Genomic DNA, 17,079 nt, shown 5'->3' with positions numbered 1-17,079 from the left:
CCCCTGTGCTATGATAGAAGTACCAGTTCATATCAGAGCATCGGGGCCAAGGCTTCGGTGCTTTTTTCGTTTTACGACGGCAGCCGCATCGTTACGCCGGCAGATGGTTTTAATTCCTCGCGGTAAATGATCGGATGCTTTTCGACGTATGCTGCCAACTGCTCCGGCGTCATTTTCCACTCCTTAACTGGACCAGGCTTGTATGGATCGATTTTTTCTTGCATAGCGATAACCTCCTGAATTGATTTAGTTTTCAAGCACCAAACTTTTGCCGCAAAGCGTTATGGCAGGATTTCCGTTATAATGACTTCCACTCTGGGTTCTTCACTGTAAAACTTGCTAACTTTCAGATCGACTACCTGGCTATCATCCCGGTAAATCAGATGATTCAGGGCGTCTTTAACTCCCTTTACATAGTTGTCAACGTCCGGCTTTGTTACGGGACGCAGGAGACCCTTTTCCGCATTTTCTCTTTTTGTCTTGGATTTAGAAATTTCTTTCGTCATTGGTCTGAATACTCTGACATCCATTGCCACAGGTCCCGTAATAACTTGTTTTGGCCGATACTGTGACGCCACCAGTGCAACATATTGTTTAAAATTCTTTGATTTCAAAGGATCACGCATTTTAACCTTGCCATTTATAACAGATCCCCTCGGCCTCCCCTGTGCAACAGGCTCGCCGTAAACTATAAACTGAATGGAATCCAACCGTCATTACCTCCCGTCAATTTGTTCCCAGTGCTGAATCTGCTTTTCCTTGTACGGCGCTGTAAGGATGATGGCCTGCAGCAGGATAACCGCTTTAAGCACTGTACATCAGCTCCATTTGTTTGATTTTTTCCTCAAGCACCCGGATCGCCGGGGTAAGGTCCTGGCCGGCCGTTTGCTCGGCGGGCCCGAACAGATACATGCCGCCGGTTGCTGTGAAGTTCGCTTTTTCCGTCATTCCCAATCTCCTAACCTATGATTTAATTGCATCCGGTCGCCTTTAATGATCACCGTATAATCTCTGCACATTTGATGAATCCGGGAGCCCAGCGCCTCGTCAATATCCAAAATTTCGCCCGTATCAAGCTCGGAAGAGATTAGCAGAGGCTTATGATTCAAGTACCGATAATTCACAACCGATTGAATTTGTTCCACTTGCCAATCCGTCGCCCGCGGCTCCCCCTTCACTGGCTTGAATAAATCATCAATGAACAGGACTTCAGCTTTCCGCATGGCGTCGAGCTTTGTTTCCAGCTGGTCAAAGTCATTTCGCAGATCGCCCATTCCCTCTACATACGGGAAATACATGCAGTAAATTGATTTTTTCTTGATTAGATTGTTCATGATTGCCGTTAACAGGTGCGTTTTACCGCTGCCCGGCTGCCCGAGCAAAGCGATACTGTTTGAACGTTTTCCCTTGATGCTCTGAAAATCCTTATAGTATTCCACCGCGCACTCATAAGCGTCCTTGATCATGTCCGGCTTCCCGTCCTTAATGAAGTTTCCAAAAAGGAGCTTTTCGAATTCCTCCGTGATGCCGCTGGCCTTCATAAGCCGGGCGATCTTTTTCCGTTTTACACACTCGCATTGCTTTGAAAATGTGGTTTTCCATTCCCGGGCCTTATCCGGCAAGCATACTTTCCCCGCAAGATAATCCTCTTCCCTGACCATTTGATCGGGGGCCAGGCTCTCCATTGTCTTATGCTCTTTTCTCAGCTGACGCTCGGTGTCTTGGTGAATCCGGTAAACGATAATGCCCTTATCCTTGCAGTCAGAGCACTCGTATTCAGCCTTTTCTTCTGAGGCGGCCTGTCCCGTTGAAGATGCTGCTGACCGATCCCGGAGCTTGGTTAGAATGGCCTTCATTGCCGCGTCCATATCTTGCGTTTTGCGAGCTTCCATACTGCTGTTTCTCCTTTCGTCTCTGGCTGAATGGGTTTGAGAGGATTGCTTCAATGTAATTTAGATTGACGTTGTTGCCCTTGCTTCTGAAAGCCTGTTTCATTGCCTCCATGACTTTCTCTTCGCCGTAATCATCCACCATATACCCGAGCCGCTGAACCTCCATCGTGCCAATGGTGCGGGCTGTTTTGTTTTCGAATAGTTCAAATGCGTTTTTCATTTTTTCGTCAACCTCCTGCTGTCCTAAAGGTATTGGAGCCGGGTCTATCTTCTTGTTGTAATTTCCAAGCTGTATGTACTCGGCATAATTCAACACCGTCACAATGAAACCACGTTTTTGCGGCAGCCGATCCAGCTTCAAATACTCTTGCTTTACCATCCGATCTAACGAGTATTTGATCTGATCAGAAGACCAGTTGAAGCGCTTGGCTAAATCTACAAGCTTAATGATTGTCTGCCCGAGCTTTAGTTCTTGATCTGCCCTGTACTCCGCCCGTTTGAATAAATAATCGTATATTGTCTCGTCTCGTGAATCTTTAAATGGCAGCCGGGGCAGGACCACATACCCCAAACCTTGCATATCCATGCCGCTCACCTACTTCCTTTCACACAGTGCTGTCAGAGCCTTGAAATCTATTTCTACTAATCTCAGAGACGGCTCATTTGTCTTTAAGTAGTCAGTCGTGTACCGGGTATACAAGTCCTTTCTCATGTCGCGCTGAACCGTTTTGACCAGCCAAAGATAACAATGCGGGATAGGAATCCTAATCAACTCCCTTTCCATCAGCTCACCAACTCCGAAAAATGGATGATACTGTTTAGTTGATTAGTAGCCCGGCAATACTTGCATTTTTCGCATCGCTCCGGCTTCTCCCCGCCGTGTTTCACTTGCAAAATCCGGCCCATCCGCTGCTCAATCTCCTCAAGCTCTACTTCCATCCTTCCTTCATCAATATTGATGACAGCTTTATCAGGTGGGTCTTCTTTCGACACTCCAACGATCAGGGGTTCAAGCCATTCGTTACGCCCAGTCATCCGTTTTTCAATTTCTGCGTAAAGCGCCATCTGAGCGATGTAACCGTATGCCTCAACAAAAGAGCAATATCCTATTTCCGGGTCCCAAACTTTCTCCCGCAATGACCGCGCTGTTTTCAGATCGGAGAAACGGCCGCCAGCTGGGTTGTATACGTCCAGCTTTCCTTTCCACGGAACACCGAACAATTCAGCAGTTACAATGACTTCCTTTTCTCCTTGAAGAACAAACATACAGAGATCATCATTTTGAATCGCCTCAATCATCAGATCAGCTAACTGATACTGCTTGTACAGCTGACCTTTTTGAGTAAATAGCGAAGGTGTATTCATCTTGAATTCATCAAAAGCCTGTTCACCCTCAAGCCAGGCATGAACGTATTGGCCGAAGAGGAGCGCCTCCGATGTGGGCGGCGTCCATTCTCCGTTCAGCTTTGCCATCGTGGCAGCCTCGCACTGCAAAAAACTTTTATATTGAGAATTTGACATGTAGTGTCTATCAATCTCGTTAGAGTAATAATTCTCCTTGTTCAGCGCCGGTATCCGCATTAGCAGGATCACCCGCCTTTTCTTTACTATCAGCAGGCTTGTCAGCTTGCTCTTTCTGCTTTTTGAATTCTTCCTCAGCCTTTGACCTAGTCGCGCCTGTGGCCTTCACATTGAAGTAATCCTCTTTCTTGGCCATACCATCACGTAAAGATGTATAAATGCGGCCAATCTTTAAAAAGTCTTGTTCTGTAAAGGCATCGACGTTACTGCCGATGTATTCTTCAATCATTTCTTTGGTGATCCCGAATTCTTTTTTGAATGTTGATAAAGCATTTCTGAGCCGATCTTCCAATGGTTCTTTATGGCCGTTTATTAACGTTTTCTGGCACATATCAACTGCAGCGTCAACGATATCGCCAGGAATCACTCCAAGTATGCAGGAACGTAGTCGACGGGCTCCTTGATTGGCAACCATTTCATAAATATCCCTGGCGTCATTAAGCTTTGTAACTGTACCTTTTGCCTTTCTCTCATGCTTCACAGTGAATATTTTGGTTTGCCTGGTATTCGTTTCAAGATCCCAAGCGTAAGCCATGACAGATGATTCACCAGCTTTTTGTTCCAACTCCATAATTCCGTAATCAATGTTCCCCCAGTTCTGTGCCAAGGCCTCCGCCAGCCGGATAGATGGACCGGAAACCTTTGTCCCGCCGCGAGGATATTCATACACCGCATTCTCGGCTAAAAGCCTCCGTTCGCATGCTTTTTTAATCCGGTCAAACGCCGCGAATACGTCCCGTGGGAATTTCTTTGCGATGATCATCGCCGCCTGTACTTCTTGAGCCTGTCGGCTTACCATCGCTTCCGTAGTCACGCTAGTATCCTGCTGGGGCGCCGGCATGTAATCTGAGTAATCTACCTGAGATAGTCCGTTCATTGTGCTTCTGCCACCTTTCTCAAATAAGCTTCCGTGCCGAGCCGCTGCCATTCTCGGTATGCATCCATTGACGGAAAGGAAAATACCGGTTTGCCCTTACTGAACATGATCGAGCCGCCGACTTGTCCCAGACGCTTCTGATCGTCCGCTCGGTCACTGAAAGATGCTGTTATTCGTTTAGCCATGTGTAAAACCTCCTTTGTCTTTTATGAGGTAATTTGGTATAATAAAGGAACTAATCTTTACCAAAAGACCTTTTGAAGTCCACTCTGCCAAGTGGGCTTTTTTTACTGCGCTGAATGAAACCTAAATCCAAGTTGCTCTTTCAAATAGCGTTTAAGATTGTCTTGTAAAATTACCTCGCCGCTGTCGATTACATAATTATCTGCTGACGTTACTTCATCCCCGAAAAAGTCCTTTTTTGTTTCCGGTTCTGTCGTTTTATCATGCCAGTTGTTCAGGACCATTGGATTTTCAATATTCATCGTGAACACCTACTCGCAACACTCAGTTGAATCCCGCGGGCTGCCATATTTAAAACGGTTTGGTGTAAGCGTCCTTTATTCGCCAGCCGGTTAATATCCTCTGTAAGAACCTTGATGCTCCCTGCAAGACTGATAGCTTCTTCATAATCGCCATCCCGTAACGCCTCCGAAAGCATGATAGAGAGCCTTTCCGCCGACTCGATTTTCCTTTTTGCTGAATCTGCATCTGCTTTAAGAAACTGATTGATTTTCATACCAGCACCGCCTGCCTTTCCTCTGTTTTTGCCATTGCAACTTGACTCATTAGCGCTTTCCGCGTCCATCTTTCAGCCAGTTCCTTCATGTTCAGGCCATGACTGCGGGCCAGCGAATATATCAGCGTTTTGTTTGCTGGGATCAGATCAAAAATCTGTTTAATATCGGCCATGGGCAGTTCTTCCGCCTGTCGGCCTGGCCTATCATTTGCCAGCCAGCGCGCTAAATGCTTTGTTGCCTGCAATGCTTCTTCAAGCTGGTGAATCATGTTGATTACCGCTGTGCTTGCGCTCTCATTAAGAGCTGGGTCTATTGGAGCAGCCGTTGTCGGGTGCAGTTTGAAAAGGTAATGTACCAGATCAATATGTTCGTATGCCTCGCACGCCTCAAACCACCTGATGCATAATTCAGGGGTCAGCTTACTAAAACCATTTTCAACATCGGAAACGTAACGTTGATCCTTCCCGCCTATCAAACTGCCGATCTGATATTGTGTAAACCCGGCCGCTTTACGAACACAGCGCATGATCTTCGGTAAATTCCGCAAGTTGTACGGATTGTTCTCCATATGTTTGCCTCCTGATATATTCAGCTGTTTGCTGTTAAAATTTAATTAGGGTCAAAAGATGTTTTATTGTATTGGCTTATGATTTTTCGAATATCCGGCCTCATGGCTCTAAATTTCGCTTTGTGGCCACAATAAAAACAAATATTTACTCTATAGAGCCTCTTTCATGATTGCTTGTTCTTGTGCTTCGATCCATGCATCAATATTGTGTTTGGTAAAGAAAATCCGATTTCGCACACGAAAGTGAGGAATTTGTTTTTCTCGAACCATTGTGTAAATTGTGTCATGGTGAACACCCAGGTAATCAGCTGTTTCCTGCACAGTTAATGTATTGCGTATCATACTCGGCCTCCTAAGCAGTGTGTTCTTTACTCGTTACGTGTAACTTTTGATCAAAAAAAAGTTCATCTACATCTTTATTCAACAACTTGGATATTTGATGTGCTTTTTCAAGACTTGGTTTTGTACGACCCATTTCTATATTCGCATACCCACTTACAGATCTGTATCCGAGTTTTTTAGCCATAAAGGTTTGGGTCTTTCCTTGAGAAATTCTAGTCGCCCGTAAATTTTCTAACATTATTTAACTCACCACCTTACTCTTTTTGTGTAACTCGTTAAACTCATAATAATATACACAATAAGGGTAAGTCAATATATTTTTATTCTTTTTGTGTAAGTTATTATCTGTTGTGTGTAAACCGTGTTAAAATTTACACACCAAATGAAAAAAGGTGTATAATAATGGATAATATAACAGGGAAAATTCTAACTGAATTAAGAGAAAAAAAAGGTTGGAGCAAATCTTTTGTCGCAAAAAAATTGGGCATTAAAACAATGTCTACATATGCGAATTGGGAGTACGGCTTAAGGAAACCGGATGGCGAGATGCTTGTGAGAATTGCAAAGCTGTATGGTGTAACTACTGACTATCTCCTAACCGGCAAAGAACCTAATGCTTTTAATACTGACCTTTTTGATGATCCTGATTTACAACTCGCCTTTAGACAAGCTCGTGATTTCTCAGAAGAAAGTCAAAAACAAGCAATTGATTTTATTAAGTACCTTAAAGAGAAAGAAGAACGCGAAGGCCGCAAGCCTAAAAAGTAACAACTGCCGAAACCTTTATTTATATTTATTTATTATGTTATTTCTGTTTACTAATAAGATCGGGATTGGATCGGGATTAGAACCGAACTGGAACGGGAAAGCATTTTTCATTAGTAGGTTGAAGCCAGTTATATCAAGGGATTCAGCAATCGTCCTCTTCTGGATTGCTTCAGTATTCAAACTGGAATGGATCAGAAAAAAAGAAAGACAAACTCAGCCGTGACTACATATAAAGGGGAAATTAATTTGGCGTTTTTGTTCACTAATGAGGAAGTATATAACAGTGCCTTTGGAAAAAAACGCAGAGCTTCAGGGGCTTTCAGGAAAACTTATTATGCAGCCCAGCCATTATTGGGGAAGAAAAACCAAGTAATAATGGAAGCTATATTCGGTGTGTTAAATGACAAAAAATTCGGCACTCAAGGTTTACTTATTGCTACCAAAGAAAACTTATATCATATTGCAGATAAAGCTGGTGCCCATAGAATAATCAGCTGGTCATATAACGAAATTACGAGCATCACCATCTTAAAGGAAACATTTACAGGGTTTCAGATAGATCTCAAAACCCATAAAGAGGAATTCTTGATTAAGGGAATTCAAGAAGGGGATCATGATAAGTTTGTCAACTACGTGAGAAAAGAAATACAAACTGCTCAAAAAAATAATGATCCGTCCCCTGCCCAGTCTACTCACCAGCATTTATCTGATTTTGACATGATAGCTTCAGAAATTAGAAAATATGCTGAGTTAAAAGAAGAAGGTCTTTTGACAGAAGAAGAGTTTACAGCGAAAAAAAAGCAGCTTTTAAAATTATAGTGGCCCTATGGGCTTTTCTTTCACACCAAAAACAGAACATATATTCCCCTTATGGTGGTGTTTTTAATGTCAATCCAACTATCGTACCTCGAAGAAGAAGTCAAAAAAATCTACCACAGATTAAATATTGAAACTCCTGAAGACATTGATTTAGAAAGGATTGCCGCGGCATTTCGTATCTGGCTGCATTATGAGCAAAGAGAAAGCTGCATGTTTCAAATCAACGGTGAGTATAGCGTCGTCCTTGATGCTCGTGCCTCTCCACAAGAACAGTGGCAAGACTTTGTTCATGAGCTATGCCATGTCTTAAAACATACTGGAAACCAATTTCACATGAATAGAATGTTCAGGCAGCTTCAGGAATACCAGGCGAACAGTTTCATGTATCACTTCTGTGTACCAACGTTCATGCTCATAAAAATGCAACTGCCCCGTCTTAAATCAGAGGCCATTAAATTAATAGGAGATACATTTAATGTGACATATTCCTTGGCCGCTAAACGGCTAGAAATATTCAACAGAAAGCAGTTTTCAATTCTCTGGCATAAAAATCTTCATCAAATAAGTAAATTGAATGTTAGGAGGTAGCCAAATGGCCAGTATAGAGCCCCGTGGAAAAAACTCTTTTAGATTAATTGTTGAGAATGGTTACGATGCCAAAGGTAAAAGGGATAGAAGAAAGAAAACAATTCGTATAGAAGATCCAAAGCTATTAAAGACTAAACGGAAATTACAAGAGTATCTTGAGGACCAGCTGCACCGTTTCAGAATTGAAGTAGAGGCCGGCGAGTATATTGCTCCGGAAAAATCCACTTTTGATTCATTTGCAGAAAAATGGATTGAAAAGAAACTCTTTAATAAGAATGGTAAGCCTTACTCTTTTACAACCTCTGTCAAATATTCAAATCACTTAAAAAATCACATTCTTCCAGCATTAGGTCATAAAAAAATAGACAAAATCAAAAGCCTTCATATTGTTGATTTTATAGATGATTTATCTAAAGATGGGGCTAGAAAAGATGGAAAGCCTGGCGGATTAGGTGATCAAACAATCAAAGATATATTTAAAATCTTACAAGCATTATTTAAAACTGCCACAGAGGAATGGAAATTGATAAAAGACGACCCTATTGAGGGATTGAGTTCGCCAGAAGCTGAGAATAAAGAAATGAACTTTCTTGAATCTGACGAAGCAGCTGAATGTATTAAAGTGTTGTATGAAATAGATATTAAATGGCGCTTATATTATCTTGCAGCTCTGATCGGGGGGCTTCGTAGAGGAGAAGCTCTTGCCTGTGAATGGCACTTGGATGTAGATTGGGACAAAGGTGGAATATACGTAAATAGATCAATTTCTAAAACAATTAACGGAGAGCCTCATGTCAAAAGCCCAAAGTCAAAAAGTTCTCAACGATTCGTCAAAATGCCTGATTTTTATATGAATGAGCTGGCTAAATATTATCGCATATGGAAAAAAGAAAAATTATTGCTTGGCGATGCCTGGGAAGGCGGAGAACATCAATATGTGTTTCACAGTGGTAAAGGAAAACCTTACTACTATACAACCCCTACCGCAAAATGGACTAAAATAAAAAAGAAGTACGGTCTAAAAGATGTTCGTCTTCATGACTTGCGGCATACTATGGTGGCTCTCCTTATGGAAGCTGGCGAAAGTCTCAGTGCTATTCAACGAAGAGCCGGACATGCCAGTGCTCGAACAACTAGTGATATTTATGGTCATGTTACCGAGAAACTCGAAAATAGCACAGTAAAACACTTTAACCAGTTCGATCCTAGAAACCTAGCACAAAAACAGAGTTGATTTTGAAATTCCTCTTCAAAATCAGCTCAAAAAAATAATTTCGTCCCCAATTCGTCCCCAACTCGATGAATGATGACAAAATCAATAAATAAGCAAAGTAAAAAACCCTTGCTACGCAAGGGTTTTGGCTATGATTCCGACTGGGCTCGAACCAGCGACCTCTACCCTGTCAAGGTAGCGCTCTCCCAGCTGAGCTACGGAATCATGATATGTATGTGTTGCTGGGTATGTTGTTGTCTCTCTGACATTTATAATTATATATCCTGATTTCTCATTCGTCAACACTTTTTTTATCTAAAATAAAAAAAGGGCGCGTCGCAAAATTGACGGCGCCCTTTTCGTTTATGATCTCACTTGGGCAGGGGTTATTTTTTTCAATGCCTGTTCGAAGTCCCGCTCTAAATCTTCGGCGTTTTCGACTCCGACGCTCAGGCGCAGAAGGCCGTCTGTGATGCCGCGTTTCTCCCTCTCTGCTTTCGGCATGGCGGCATGCGACATGGCTGCAGGGTATGAGAGAATGGATTCGACGGCGCCAAGGCTGACGGCAAATACCGGAAGCGATACGTTTTCGACCAGCTTTTTGACGGCTTCTTTGCTTTCCAATTCAAAGGACAGGACGGCGCCCGCTCCGCTCGCTTGCCGTTTATGGGTATCGGCTCCCGGATGTCCGGCAAGGCCGGGATAGTAAACGTTTTTGATGGCGGGATGTCCGTCAAAATAGGCAGCCAGCCGCTCAGCTGTCCTGCTCGCTTTTTCTAGTCTGACCTGCAATGTTTTTAAGCCTCTCAATACGAGCCAGCAGTCCTGAACGCCGAGCACCGCTCCAAACGAGTTTTGCAGCTTATACAGCTGATTGCCGAGCTCTTCATCCTTGACGGCGGCAAGGCCTGACAGCACATCGCTGTGGCCGCTTAAAAATTTCGTCGCGCTGTGAAGCACGATATCTACGCCGAAATCAAGCGGCCGCTGCAGTGCAGGCGTCATGAAAGTGTTGTCAAGGTATGTCAGACAGCCGTGTTCTTTTGCCAGCTCGACGACGGCTTTAATGTCCGTGATGCCGAGCGTCGGGTTTGACGGTGTTTCCATATAGATGGCTTTCGTATTCGGCCGGATGGCCCGGGCAACCGCTTCTGTGTCCGTCATATCGACAAAAGTGTGTTCGATTCCGAAACGGGACAGCACTTCTGTCACCATGCGGAATGTTCCGCCGTACACATCCTCCGTGACGAGAACATGGTCGCCTTGGGATAAGAGCAGAAACGCCGTCGAAATCGCCGCCATTCCGGAGCTGAAAGCAAAGCCTCTCGTTCCGCCTTCAAGACCTGCGATCGTTTCTTCAAGCGCTGTTCTTGTCGGTGTGCCGGAGCGGCTGTAATCATATGTTCCGAATTCTTCAAAGGAAGACTGATGAAATGTGGAAGCATGCTGAATCGGCACGCTGACGGCTCCTGTAGCTCCGTCAGTTTTAAATGGATTGTGCACGAGCTGGGTTTCCAGCGTCCAATTTTGATTACTCATACGACACGGCCCCCTCTTTTACTTGCTGTAATGCCTGCTTTACATCCCGCTTCAAATCTTCTGCATGTTCAATTCCCACTGAAAATCTCAGCAGGCGGTTGCAGACGCCGTTTGCGATACGGATATCTTCCGGAATGTCCATGTGCGTCTGTGTCGCGGGGTATGTAATAAAGCTTTCCACCCCGCCGAGACTTTCTGCGAAACAGATCGTTTTCAGCGCCTTTAAAAATGGATTGACCCATTCCTCTTTTTGCAGCCGGAAAGACAGCATTCCGCCTTTTCCGGGATATAACACGTCGGCGATTTCTTCTTCCTGTTCTAAAAATTCTGCAAGTTCACGGGCGTTTTCTTCATGACGCCGCATTCTGAGCCCGAGTGTTTTCATCCCTCTCATTAAAAGCCACGAATCAAACGGCGGAAGAACGGCCCCGATCGCATTTTGGTGATTAAACATGATGTCGCCGAGCTCTTCATCCTTTACGACAATAAGACCGGCAAGGAGATCATTGTGCCCGCCTAAATATTTTGTGGCACTGTGAATGACGATATCGGCTCCCAGTTCAAGCGGGCGCTGGATGACCGGGGTATAAAACGTATTATCGACAATCAAGAGCAGGCCGGCTTCTTTCGTAATCCGGGCGATTTTTTCAATGTCCGCCTCCTGCATTAACGGGTTTGTAGGCGTTTCAACAAATACCGCTTTCGTGTTTTCCGTTAATTTGGAGCGTAAACAGTCTTCATCGCTGAAATCATCGTAAATAAAGCTTAACCCGTATTTTCTCCATTCATTTTCAAACAAACGGTATGTGCCTCCGTATAAATCGGAGGATACAATCAATTCATCTCCGCTTTTAAATAAAGCCATAATCGTTTGAATGGCTGCCATTCCCGAGCTGAAAGCAAAGCCTCTCGCACCGTTTTCCAACACGGCGATAGCGTCTTCAACGAGCTGGCGTGTCGGGTTTTTCGTACGCACATAATCAAAGCCTGTAGATTCTCCAATTCCTCTATGTCGGTAAGCGGTGGACAGATAAATCGGCGGACTGACCGTTCCCGTTGCTTCTTCGCTTCTATTTCCGATTTGGGCTAATTTTGTATCAACATGCTGCGTCATCAGTAAGCACCATCCTTTTTCAAAAATAAAAAAGCCCCCTCTTCATAAGAAGAAGGAGCTTTTCTCTTCCTCTTATCTTCCAAGCATGTGAATCGCTTGCTGGATTTAGCACCTTGGCACTTTGCCTTCCCGCGGCAAAGCAAACCGGTTGCTGAGGTTTCAAAGGGCCAGTCCCTCCACCTCTCGTGATAAGAATATTGTTTTGTATTTTCTGATTGTTCTATATTAACGCACTATAAAATGAATTTCAATAACTTTTTATTTATCTGAACTCTCGCAAGAAGTGCATCTGAAGAAAGAAATTTCTAATAATTCATGGTACAATAGGAAAAAACCATCAAGACAAGAAGCGGCCTGGAGGAATGCGAAGTGGCATCAAAAAACGGAATCATTCATGAGAAAAAACTTTTCTCCCATGAGCTTGAAGAGGAAATGACCGTTTTGGTCTACCTGCCCGCCACCTTCTCCCCTCTGTATAAATATCATACGGTCATCGCTCAGGACGGCCATGATTATTTCAGATTAGGGAGAATCGGGCGGCAGGCGGAAGAGCTTATGTCAAAAGGGGAAATTGACCGCTGCATCATTATCGGTGTCCCTTATAAAAATGTGCGGGAGCGAAGAAACACATACCATCCAGAAGGCTCTAAATTCGCCTCATATAAGCGGTTCATCGCAAATGAGCTCGTTCCTTTTATCGACAAAGAATACCCGACTTATCAAGTCGGATACGGCCGCACCATGATCGGGGATTCCCTCGGCGGAACCGTTTCGCTTATGACGGCGATTGACTATCCGAACATGTTTGGAAACGTCATCATGCAGTCTCCGTATGTTGACGGGCACGTGCTGGATGCCGTCCGGCAGTCGGAGGATCTCAAACAGATTTCCGTTTATCATCAAATCGGAGAAAAAGAAACCGGCGTTCACACGACAGACGGCCAGGTTCTTGATTTCACCGCGCCGAACGAAGAGCTCAAACAGCTGCTGGAAAGCAAACAGTCTGAATACACGTATGAAACCTTCGACGGGGATCATAAATGGACCTACTGGCAGCCGCTCATCACGCCGGCGCTGAAAAAAATGCTGTAACCATTCATTTAAGGAGGGAACTTTCATGAAATACGGTATTGTTTTATTTCCATCAAAAAAATTACAGGATCTCGCAAATTCGTACCGGAAACGCTACGACCCGAGCTACGCGCTCATTCCTCCGCACCTGACGCTAAGAGATCCGTTTGAAGCGACAGAACAGGAAATCGAGCAGGTCGTATCACAGCTGAGACAGACGGCGAAAGAGTCGCATCCGCTCGTTCTGAAAATCACAAAATACAGCTCGTTTTCTCCTGTGAATAATGTGATATATATGAAAGCAGAGCCGACGGAGGAATTAAAATCTCTGAGTGAGAAATGCTACTCAGGAGCATTATCCGGCGAGCCGGAATACAGCTTCGTTCCGCATGTCACGGTCGGCCAGAAGCTGTCGTCAGATGAACATTCCGACGTACTCGGACAGCTGAAAATGCTGGACATTTCCCACGAAGAAGTCATCGACCGTTTTCACTTGCTCTATCAGCTGGATAACGGCTCATGGACTGTGTACGAAACATTTTTATTAGGCGGAGGAGAATAACTGCTTGGAATCCATCATCGCAAAAACTGAAAAACAGCTAAACGACTCTTTTTTCGTCAGAAAAGAGGTCTTTGTTAAAGAACAGCACGTTCCGGAAGAAGAAGAGATTGATCAATTCGAAGACACGTCAGAGCATATAGTCATATATGACGGCGGCCAGCCGGTCGGAGCCGGCAGATGGCGCTTGAAAAACGGGCATGGAAAATTAGAGCGCATCTGCGTGATGAAAAGCCATCGTTCTTTAGGCGTCGGAGCCATCATTATGCAGGCGCTTGAAAAAGCGGCGGCAGCCAAGGGCGCCGACAGCTTTATCTTACATGCGCAGACGCAGGCCGTTCCGTTTTACGAAAAACAAGGATACCGCGTCACATCCGGCGAAGAATTTCTCGATGCGGGCATCCCCCATCTGGAAATGATAAAGGAACACAAACGATAAAATCAAAAGCACTCCTGTTATATGGCAGGAGTGCTTTTTTTATGAAAATAATACTATTACATGAATTTTATTGCATTTTATGGAAAGTTAATGTATGTTTAGTATACGAAGTATTACAATTCATACAAAAAATACAATTCATATTTCGGAGGGATAAACATGACGGCACCAAAAGGAAAACACATATTCGGGACTGTTAAAGTGGGCACAAAAGGACAGATTGTCATTCCTAAAGAAGCAAGAGATGTTTTCGATATAAATCCGGGGGATTCACTGCTTATGCTCGGGGATGACCAGCAAGGTATCGCACTTGTTAAACAAGAACTCTTTTTCGAGTTTGCAAAAGATATTTTAAACGCTAAGCAAATCGATGAAGATAGCGAGGATGAGTAAATGCACGCGATTGAGCTGAAGCAATTAACGAAACATTATAAAGAAACCGCCGCCGTTGACCGTCTTGAGTTCTCAGTTGAGAAAGGGGAATTTTTCGCTTTACTCGGTGAGAACGGAGCCGGAAAAACGACATTAATCAGTATGCTTTGCGGACTCCTTTCTCCGGATGACGGTGATGCATCAGTGCTTGGACACAGTATTTTGACTGATTTGGATAAAATAAAACCGAAATTGAATATGTCCCCGCAGGAAACAGCCATCGCTCCTCATCTAACCGTACGGGAAAACTTAGAGTTTATAGCCGGAGTCTACGGAATTCCGAAAAAAGAAGCAAAAAAAAGAACAGATGAGATGCTCGAATTGTTTCAATTAAAAGAGAAAGAAAGAGCAAAAACCAAAACATTATCAGGAGGAATGCAGCGCCGCCTCAGCATCGCAATGGGAATGATCACCAAGCCGGATATTTATTTCTTAGATGAGCCGACATTAGGGCTTGACGTCCGTTCACGCCGCGAGTTGTGGAAAAATCTTGAGGCATTAAAGGGTGACATGACGATTATTTTAACGACACACTATTTAGAAGAGGCTGAAGCCCTGGCAGATCGTATTTGCATTTTAGAAAATGGGACTTTAAAAGCACTGGGTACGGCGGAGGCTCTGAAAAAGCAAACTCATTCAGCTACATTTGAAGATGCCTTTTTAGCGATTTGTGACGGGGAGGCGGGTCTTTATGCTTGATTTCGCCATTCGCAACCGCAAAGAAATTTTTCGTGACCCCCTGTCTATTATCCTTGGAATCGCACTGCCTGTTATTCTATTGTTTCTGTTTACGGCGATTGAAAAAAATGCGCCGCTTGATACCTTTAAAATTCAGCATTTAGCACCCGGACTCATTGTTTTCGGTTTCGCTTTCCTTACGATGTTCTCTGCATTGCTGATCGCAAAAGACAAACAGACCGCCCTTTTGACCCGTTTGTTTGCTTCCCCTTTAAAAACAGCCGATTATGTTATCGGTTATGCAATGCCGATGCTGCCGTTAGCCATTTTACAAATCGTCATTTGTTTTATCGCAGCTGCTGCTGCCGGTTTATCCGCCGAGTGGATGAATCTTCTCGCAGGTATCGCTGTCTTGCTGCCGATTGCGATGATGTCCGTTTTCTTCGGTTTATGTTTAGGGGCTGTGTTTACGGACAAACAAATTTCAGGTATCGGAACGATTTATATTACACTCGTGCAATTTCTGGGCGGGGCTTGGATGGAGGTGAGCCTGCTCGGTGACACATTCAAACATATCGCTTATGCCTTACCGTTTATTCACTCGATCGAGCTGGCCCAGGAAGTCATATCCGGAGATTATTCTTCCTTTCATCAGCATATTTGGCCGATAGCGGGATATACCGTTTTGGCGCTTGCACTTGCTTTCCTCAGTTTTATGAAAATCAGGAAGAGATAAAAAAAGCCGGCACTCCGTAATGGGAGCGCCGGTCTTCTTTATTACGTTTCTTTCAGAAGGCTTATCGTATGCGGCAGCAGACGGTCATCCCCCGGACTGCCATGCCCCGGAACGACAATGCTGATGTCCTGATATCTTTTCATGACTTTGCGGACGGCGCGCGGCCACTGATCCGGATAAAAGCCGGGAGTAGGCACGATTTCCTTTGTTTCTAAAGCCTTGATTAAGCAACCGCCGAATAAGAGCTTATCCTCAGGCAGCCAGACGGTCATATTGTCTTCCGTATGCCCTTTTCCCGGATAAAACGTTTCAATTTTCATATCGCCAAACTGCAGCTTTGTCACGTTTTTCAGATCTCCGAGCGGCCGGTCATATCCCTGCTGTCGGGCGAAGTCGGCGGTCAGCTTCGTGCTGTGCACCTTTACACCGTATTTGTACAGGGTGTTCAGACCGCCGATACGATCATCATGGGCGTGTGTCACAATGGCATCGGTCATCCTTTTGCCGGGAAACCGCTTTTTTATTTGTGTCATTAATTGCTCTGTGAGACTGTCATTCCACGGAGTATCAATCAGTACGATTCCTTTGGAAGTCTCAAGAAGCAATCCGTTCGCAGGGACGGGACTTCCGTCTGCCGTACCGATGCTTGTATGCATCCAGACATGCGGCGCCAGCTGTGTGAGAGTGACACCTTTTGCTGCGGAGCCCTCCGCCGCGTCTGCCGGTTTCATTCCGGGAGTAAAGAGGCCGAAAAGAAATAACCCCGCAATTAATAATGAAAGCTTTCTCAAATTGAATCATTCCTTTCCGCATCTTTCATATATACGACTCAAAAAAACCCGGATATATCCGGGCTTTTTCACACGTATTGATTTATTAACCGGCCTTTTCCCATGATTTGCGGCAGACGGGAAAGAGAGCGCTTACGTTTTTCCTCATGTACTTTCTTTTCTGCGGCTGCGGTGTTTTCCTGGCGGCGCTCCACCTCTCTGTACACCCTGTCATTGGCGAGGGCGGCCGCTTTCGTAATGCCGGCGTAATCAGGCTTATAACCCGCTGCCCGGTTTGCGTATTGAGAATACTGCTGGTTTTGAATCCGTCCTGCATAAATCATATGTACCCC

Annotated in this window: 28 protein-coding genes, 1 tRNA gene and 1 riboswitch; of the genes, 10 read left to right on the top strand and 19 right to left on the bottom strand. The window is 44.5% G+C overall.

The window, feature by feature from the left end; all coding sequences use genetic code 11:
* Window positions 1-71 precede the first annotated feature (71 nt).
* The 14 genes from NYE36_RS06155 to NYE36_RS06090 all read right to left on the bottom strand — a co-directional run bounded on the left by NYE36_RS06155 (window position 72) and on the right by NYE36_RS06090 (window position 6,238).
* Window positions 72-224: a hypothetical protein gene (locus tag NYE36_RS06155; RefSeq protein ID WP_162861722.1), complete on the bottom strand. Its 153-nt coding sequence runs from the start codon at window positions 222-224 to the stop codon at window positions 72-74.
* A gap of 57 nt (window positions 225-281) precedes the next feature.
* Window positions 282-710, bottom strand: a complete 429-nt coding sequence (locus tag NYE36_RS06150; protein WP_016938684.1) for a RusA family crossover junction endodeoxyribonuclease — start codon at window positions 708-710, stop codon at window positions 282-284.
* A gap of 94 nt (window positions 711-804) precedes the next feature.
* Complete coding sequence (locus NYE36_RS06145; protein WP_191905474.1) at window positions 805-948, bottom strand: hypothetical protein; 144 nt, start codon at window positions 946-948, stop codon at window positions 805-807.
* Entirely contained in the window at window positions 945-1,892 is a 948-nt protein-coding gene (locus NYE36_RS06140; protein WP_139890484.1) for an ATP-binding protein, read from the bottom strand. Before NYE36_RS06140 ends, NYE36_RS06145 begins: the two co-directional genes overlap by 4 nt.
* A complete protein-coding gene (locus NYE36_RS06135; protein ID WP_150941128.1) occupies window positions 1,777-2,478 on the bottom strand; it encodes a DnaD domain protein in 702 nt (233 codons plus the stop codon). Before NYE36_RS06135 ends, NYE36_RS06140 begins: the two co-directional genes overlap by 116 nt.
* Window positions 2,479-2,487: 9 nt before the next feature.
* Window positions 2,488-2,676, bottom strand: a complete 189-nt coding sequence (locus NYE36_RS06130) for a hypothetical protein (RefSeq protein ID WP_007408614.1) — start codon at window positions 2,674-2,676, stop codon at window positions 2,488-2,490.
* Window positions 2,676-3,473, bottom strand: a complete 798-nt coding sequence (locus NYE36_RS06125) for a PD-(D/E)XK nuclease-like domain-containing protein (protein ID WP_020954292.1) — start codon at window positions 3,471-3,473, stop codon at window positions 2,676-2,678. The genes NYE36_RS06130 and NYE36_RS06125 overlap by 1 nt, the downstream gene beginning before the upstream one ends.
* Window positions 3,433-4,350, bottom strand: a complete 918-nt coding sequence (locus tag NYE36_RS06120) for a hypothetical protein (RefSeq protein ID WP_150941127.1) — start codon at window positions 4,348-4,350, stop codon at window positions 3,433-3,435. Before NYE36_RS06120 ends, NYE36_RS06125 begins: the two co-directional genes overlap by 41 nt.
* On the bottom strand, window positions 4,347-4,535 hold the full coding sequence (locus tag NYE36_RS06115; RefSeq protein ID WP_327997710.1) for a hypothetical protein: 189 nt from the start codon (window positions 4,533-4,535) through the stop codon (window positions 4,347-4,349). The genes NYE36_RS06120 and NYE36_RS06115 overlap by 4 nt, the downstream gene beginning before the upstream one ends.
* A gap of 102 nt (window positions 4,536-4,637) precedes the next feature.
* Window positions 4,638-4,835 carry a hypothetical protein gene (locus NYE36_RS06110; protein ID WP_007408618.1) on the bottom strand — a complete coding sequence of 66 codons (198 nt, stop codon included), beginning with the start codon at window positions 4,833-4,835 and terminating at the stop codon, window positions 4,638-4,640.
* A complete protein-coding gene (locus NYE36_RS06105; protein ID WP_007408619.1) occupies window positions 4,832-5,089 on the bottom strand; it encodes a YqaH family protein in 258 nt (85 codons plus the stop codon). Before NYE36_RS06105 ends, NYE36_RS06110 begins: the two co-directional genes overlap by 4 nt.
* Window positions 5,086-5,658 (bottom strand): helix-turn-helix transcriptional regulator, encoded by a 573-nt coding sequence (locus NYE36_RS06100; RefSeq protein WP_015388430.1) that lies wholly within the window; start codon window positions 5,656-5,658, stop codon window positions 5,086-5,088. Before NYE36_RS06100 ends, NYE36_RS06105 begins: the two co-directional genes overlap by 4 nt.
* Before the next feature lie 150 nt (window positions 5,659-5,808).
* Complete coding sequence (locus NYE36_RS06095; protein ID WP_042635063.1) at window positions 5,809-6,000, bottom strand: helix-turn-helix domain-containing protein; 192 nt, start codon at window positions 5,998-6,000, stop codon at window positions 5,809-5,811.
* 10 nt (window positions 6,001-6,010) lie between these two features.
* The gene (locus NYE36_RS06090) at window positions 6,011-6,238 is read right to left on the bottom strand and encodes a helix-turn-helix transcriptional regulator (RefSeq protein ID WP_179960591.1); all 228 of its coding nucleotides are present in this window, start codon (window positions 6,236-6,238) and stop codon (window positions 6,011-6,013) included.
* Between the two features lie 164 nt (window positions 6,239-6,402).
* On the opposite strand from NYE36_RS06090, the gene NYE36_RS06085 reads away from it, so the two are divergent.
* The 4 genes from NYE36_RS06085 to NYE36_RS06070 all read left to right on the top strand — a co-directional run bounded on the left by NYE36_RS06085 (window position 6,403) and on the right by NYE36_RS06070 (window position 9,409).
* Window positions 6,403-6,768 carry a helix-turn-helix transcriptional regulator gene (locus NYE36_RS06085; protein WP_061046888.1) on the top strand — a complete coding sequence of 122 codons (366 nt, stop codon included), beginning with the start codon at window positions 6,403-6,405 and terminating at the stop codon, window positions 6,766-6,768.
* 246 nt (window positions 6,769-7,014) lie between these two features.
* Entirely contained in the window at window positions 7,015-7,587 is a 573-nt protein-coding gene (locus NYE36_RS06080) for an SHOCT domain-containing protein (RefSeq protein WP_061046889.1), read from the top strand.
* 66 nt (window positions 7,588-7,653) lie between these two features.
* The gene (locus tag NYE36_RS06075; protein ID WP_015388434.1) at window positions 7,654-8,175 is read left to right on the top strand and encodes an ImmA/IrrE family metallo-endopeptidase; all 522 of its coding nucleotides are present in this window, start codon (window positions 7,654-7,656) and stop codon (window positions 8,173-8,175) included.
* A gap of 4 nt (window positions 8,176-8,179) precedes the next feature.
* The gene (locus NYE36_RS06070) at window positions 8,180-9,409 is read left to right on the top strand and encodes a site-specific integrase (RefSeq protein WP_327997709.1); all 1,230 of its coding nucleotides are present in this window, start codon (window positions 8,180-8,182) and stop codon (window positions 9,407-9,409) included.
* A gap of 131 nt (window positions 9,410-9,540) precedes the next feature.
* Here NYE36_RS06070 and NYE36_RS06065 read toward each other — a convergent pair.
* The 3 genes from NYE36_RS06065 to NYE36_RS06055 all read right to left on the bottom strand — a co-directional run bounded on the left by NYE36_RS06065 (window position 9,541) and on the right by NYE36_RS06055 (window position 12,041).
* A tRNA-Val gene (locus NYE36_RS06065) sits at window positions 9,541-9,613 on the bottom strand.
* A gap of 138 nt (window positions 9,614-9,751) precedes the next feature.
* Window positions 9,752-10,927, bottom strand: coding sequence for a cystathionine beta-lyase (metC, locus tag NYE36_RS06060; RefSeq protein ID WP_064115922.1), 1,176 nt, complete (start codon window positions 10,925-10,927; stop codon window positions 9,752-9,754).
* On the bottom strand, window positions 10,920-12,041 hold the full coding sequence (locus tag NYE36_RS06055; protein ID WP_265450873.1) for a methionine biosynthesis PLP-dependent protein: 1,122 nt from the start codon (window positions 12,039-12,041) through the stop codon (window positions 10,920-10,922). Before NYE36_RS06055 ends, metC begins: the two co-directional genes overlap by 8 nt.
* 69 nt (window positions 12,042-12,110) lie before the next feature.
* Window positions 12,111-12,236: riboswitch (SAM riboswitch) on the bottom strand.
* A 174-nt stretch (window positions 12,237-12,410) separates the two neighbouring features.
* Here NYE36_RS06055 and NYE36_RS06050 point away from each other — a divergent pair.
* From NYE36_RS06050 to NYE36_RS06025, 6 genes are all read left to right on the top strand, one after another.
* Window positions 12,411-13,133 (top strand): esterase family protein, encoded by a 723-nt coding sequence (locus NYE36_RS06050; protein WP_007409075.1) that lies wholly within the window; start codon window positions 12,411-12,413, stop codon window positions 13,131-13,133.
* A 25-nt stretch (window positions 13,134-13,158) separates the two neighbouring features.
* Window positions 13,159-13,674 (top strand): YjcG family protein, encoded by a 516-nt coding sequence (locus NYE36_RS06045; protein ID WP_007409076.1) that lies wholly within the window; start codon window positions 13,159-13,161, stop codon window positions 13,672-13,674.
* Window positions 13,675-13,678: 4 nt separating this feature from the next.
* A complete protein-coding gene (locus NYE36_RS06040; protein WP_094032353.1) occupies window positions 13,679-14,110 on the top strand; it encodes a GNAT family N-acetyltransferase in 432 nt (143 codons plus the stop codon).
* Between the two features lie 159 nt (window positions 14,111-14,269).
* On the top strand, window positions 14,270-14,503 hold the full coding sequence (locus NYE36_RS06035) for an AbrB/MazE/SpoVT family DNA-binding domain-containing protein (protein WP_007409078.1): 234 nt from the start codon (window positions 14,270-14,272) through the stop codon (window positions 14,501-14,503).
* Window positions 14,504-15,241, top strand: coding sequence for an ABC transporter ATP-binding protein (locus NYE36_RS06030; RefSeq protein WP_007409079.1), 738 nt, complete (start codon window positions 14,504-14,506; stop codon window positions 15,239-15,241). It abuts the gene before it with no gap.
* Window positions 15,234-15,956 (top strand): ABC transporter permease, encoded by a 723-nt coding sequence (locus tag NYE36_RS06025; RefSeq protein WP_032874488.1) that lies wholly within the window; start codon window positions 15,234-15,236, stop codon window positions 15,954-15,956. Before NYE36_RS06030 ends, NYE36_RS06025 begins: the two co-directional genes overlap by 8 nt.
* Window positions 15,957-15,997: 41 nt before the next feature.
* Here the strand turns inward: NYE36_RS06025 and bla are convergent, their stop codons facing one another.
* Together bla and NYE36_RS06015 are read right to left on the bottom strand one after the other, a co-directional pair.
* Window positions 15,998-16,747: a subclass B1 metallo-beta-lactamase gene (bla, locus tag NYE36_RS06020; protein WP_094032352.1), complete on the bottom strand. Its 750-nt coding sequence runs from the start codon at window positions 16,745-16,747 to the stop codon at window positions 15,998-16,000.
* A gap of 68 nt (window positions 16,748-16,815) precedes the next feature.
* The gene (locus tag NYE36_RS06015; protein ID WP_020955647.1) at window positions 16,816-17,070 is read right to left on the bottom strand and encodes a hypothetical protein; all 255 of its coding nucleotides are present in this window, start codon (window positions 17,068-17,070) and stop codon (window positions 16,816-16,818) included.
* Window positions 17,071-17,079: the final 9 nt, after the last annotated feature.

The organism is Bacillus sp. FSL R5-0593 (assembly GCF_038603755.1).
Classification (GTDB): Bacteria; Bacillota; Bacilli; order Bacillales; family Bacillaceae; genus Bacillus; species Bacillus velezensis.
The sequence above is the reverse complement of the archived record's forward strand: the minus strand, read 5'-3'. Positions and strand labels throughout refer to the sequence as shown.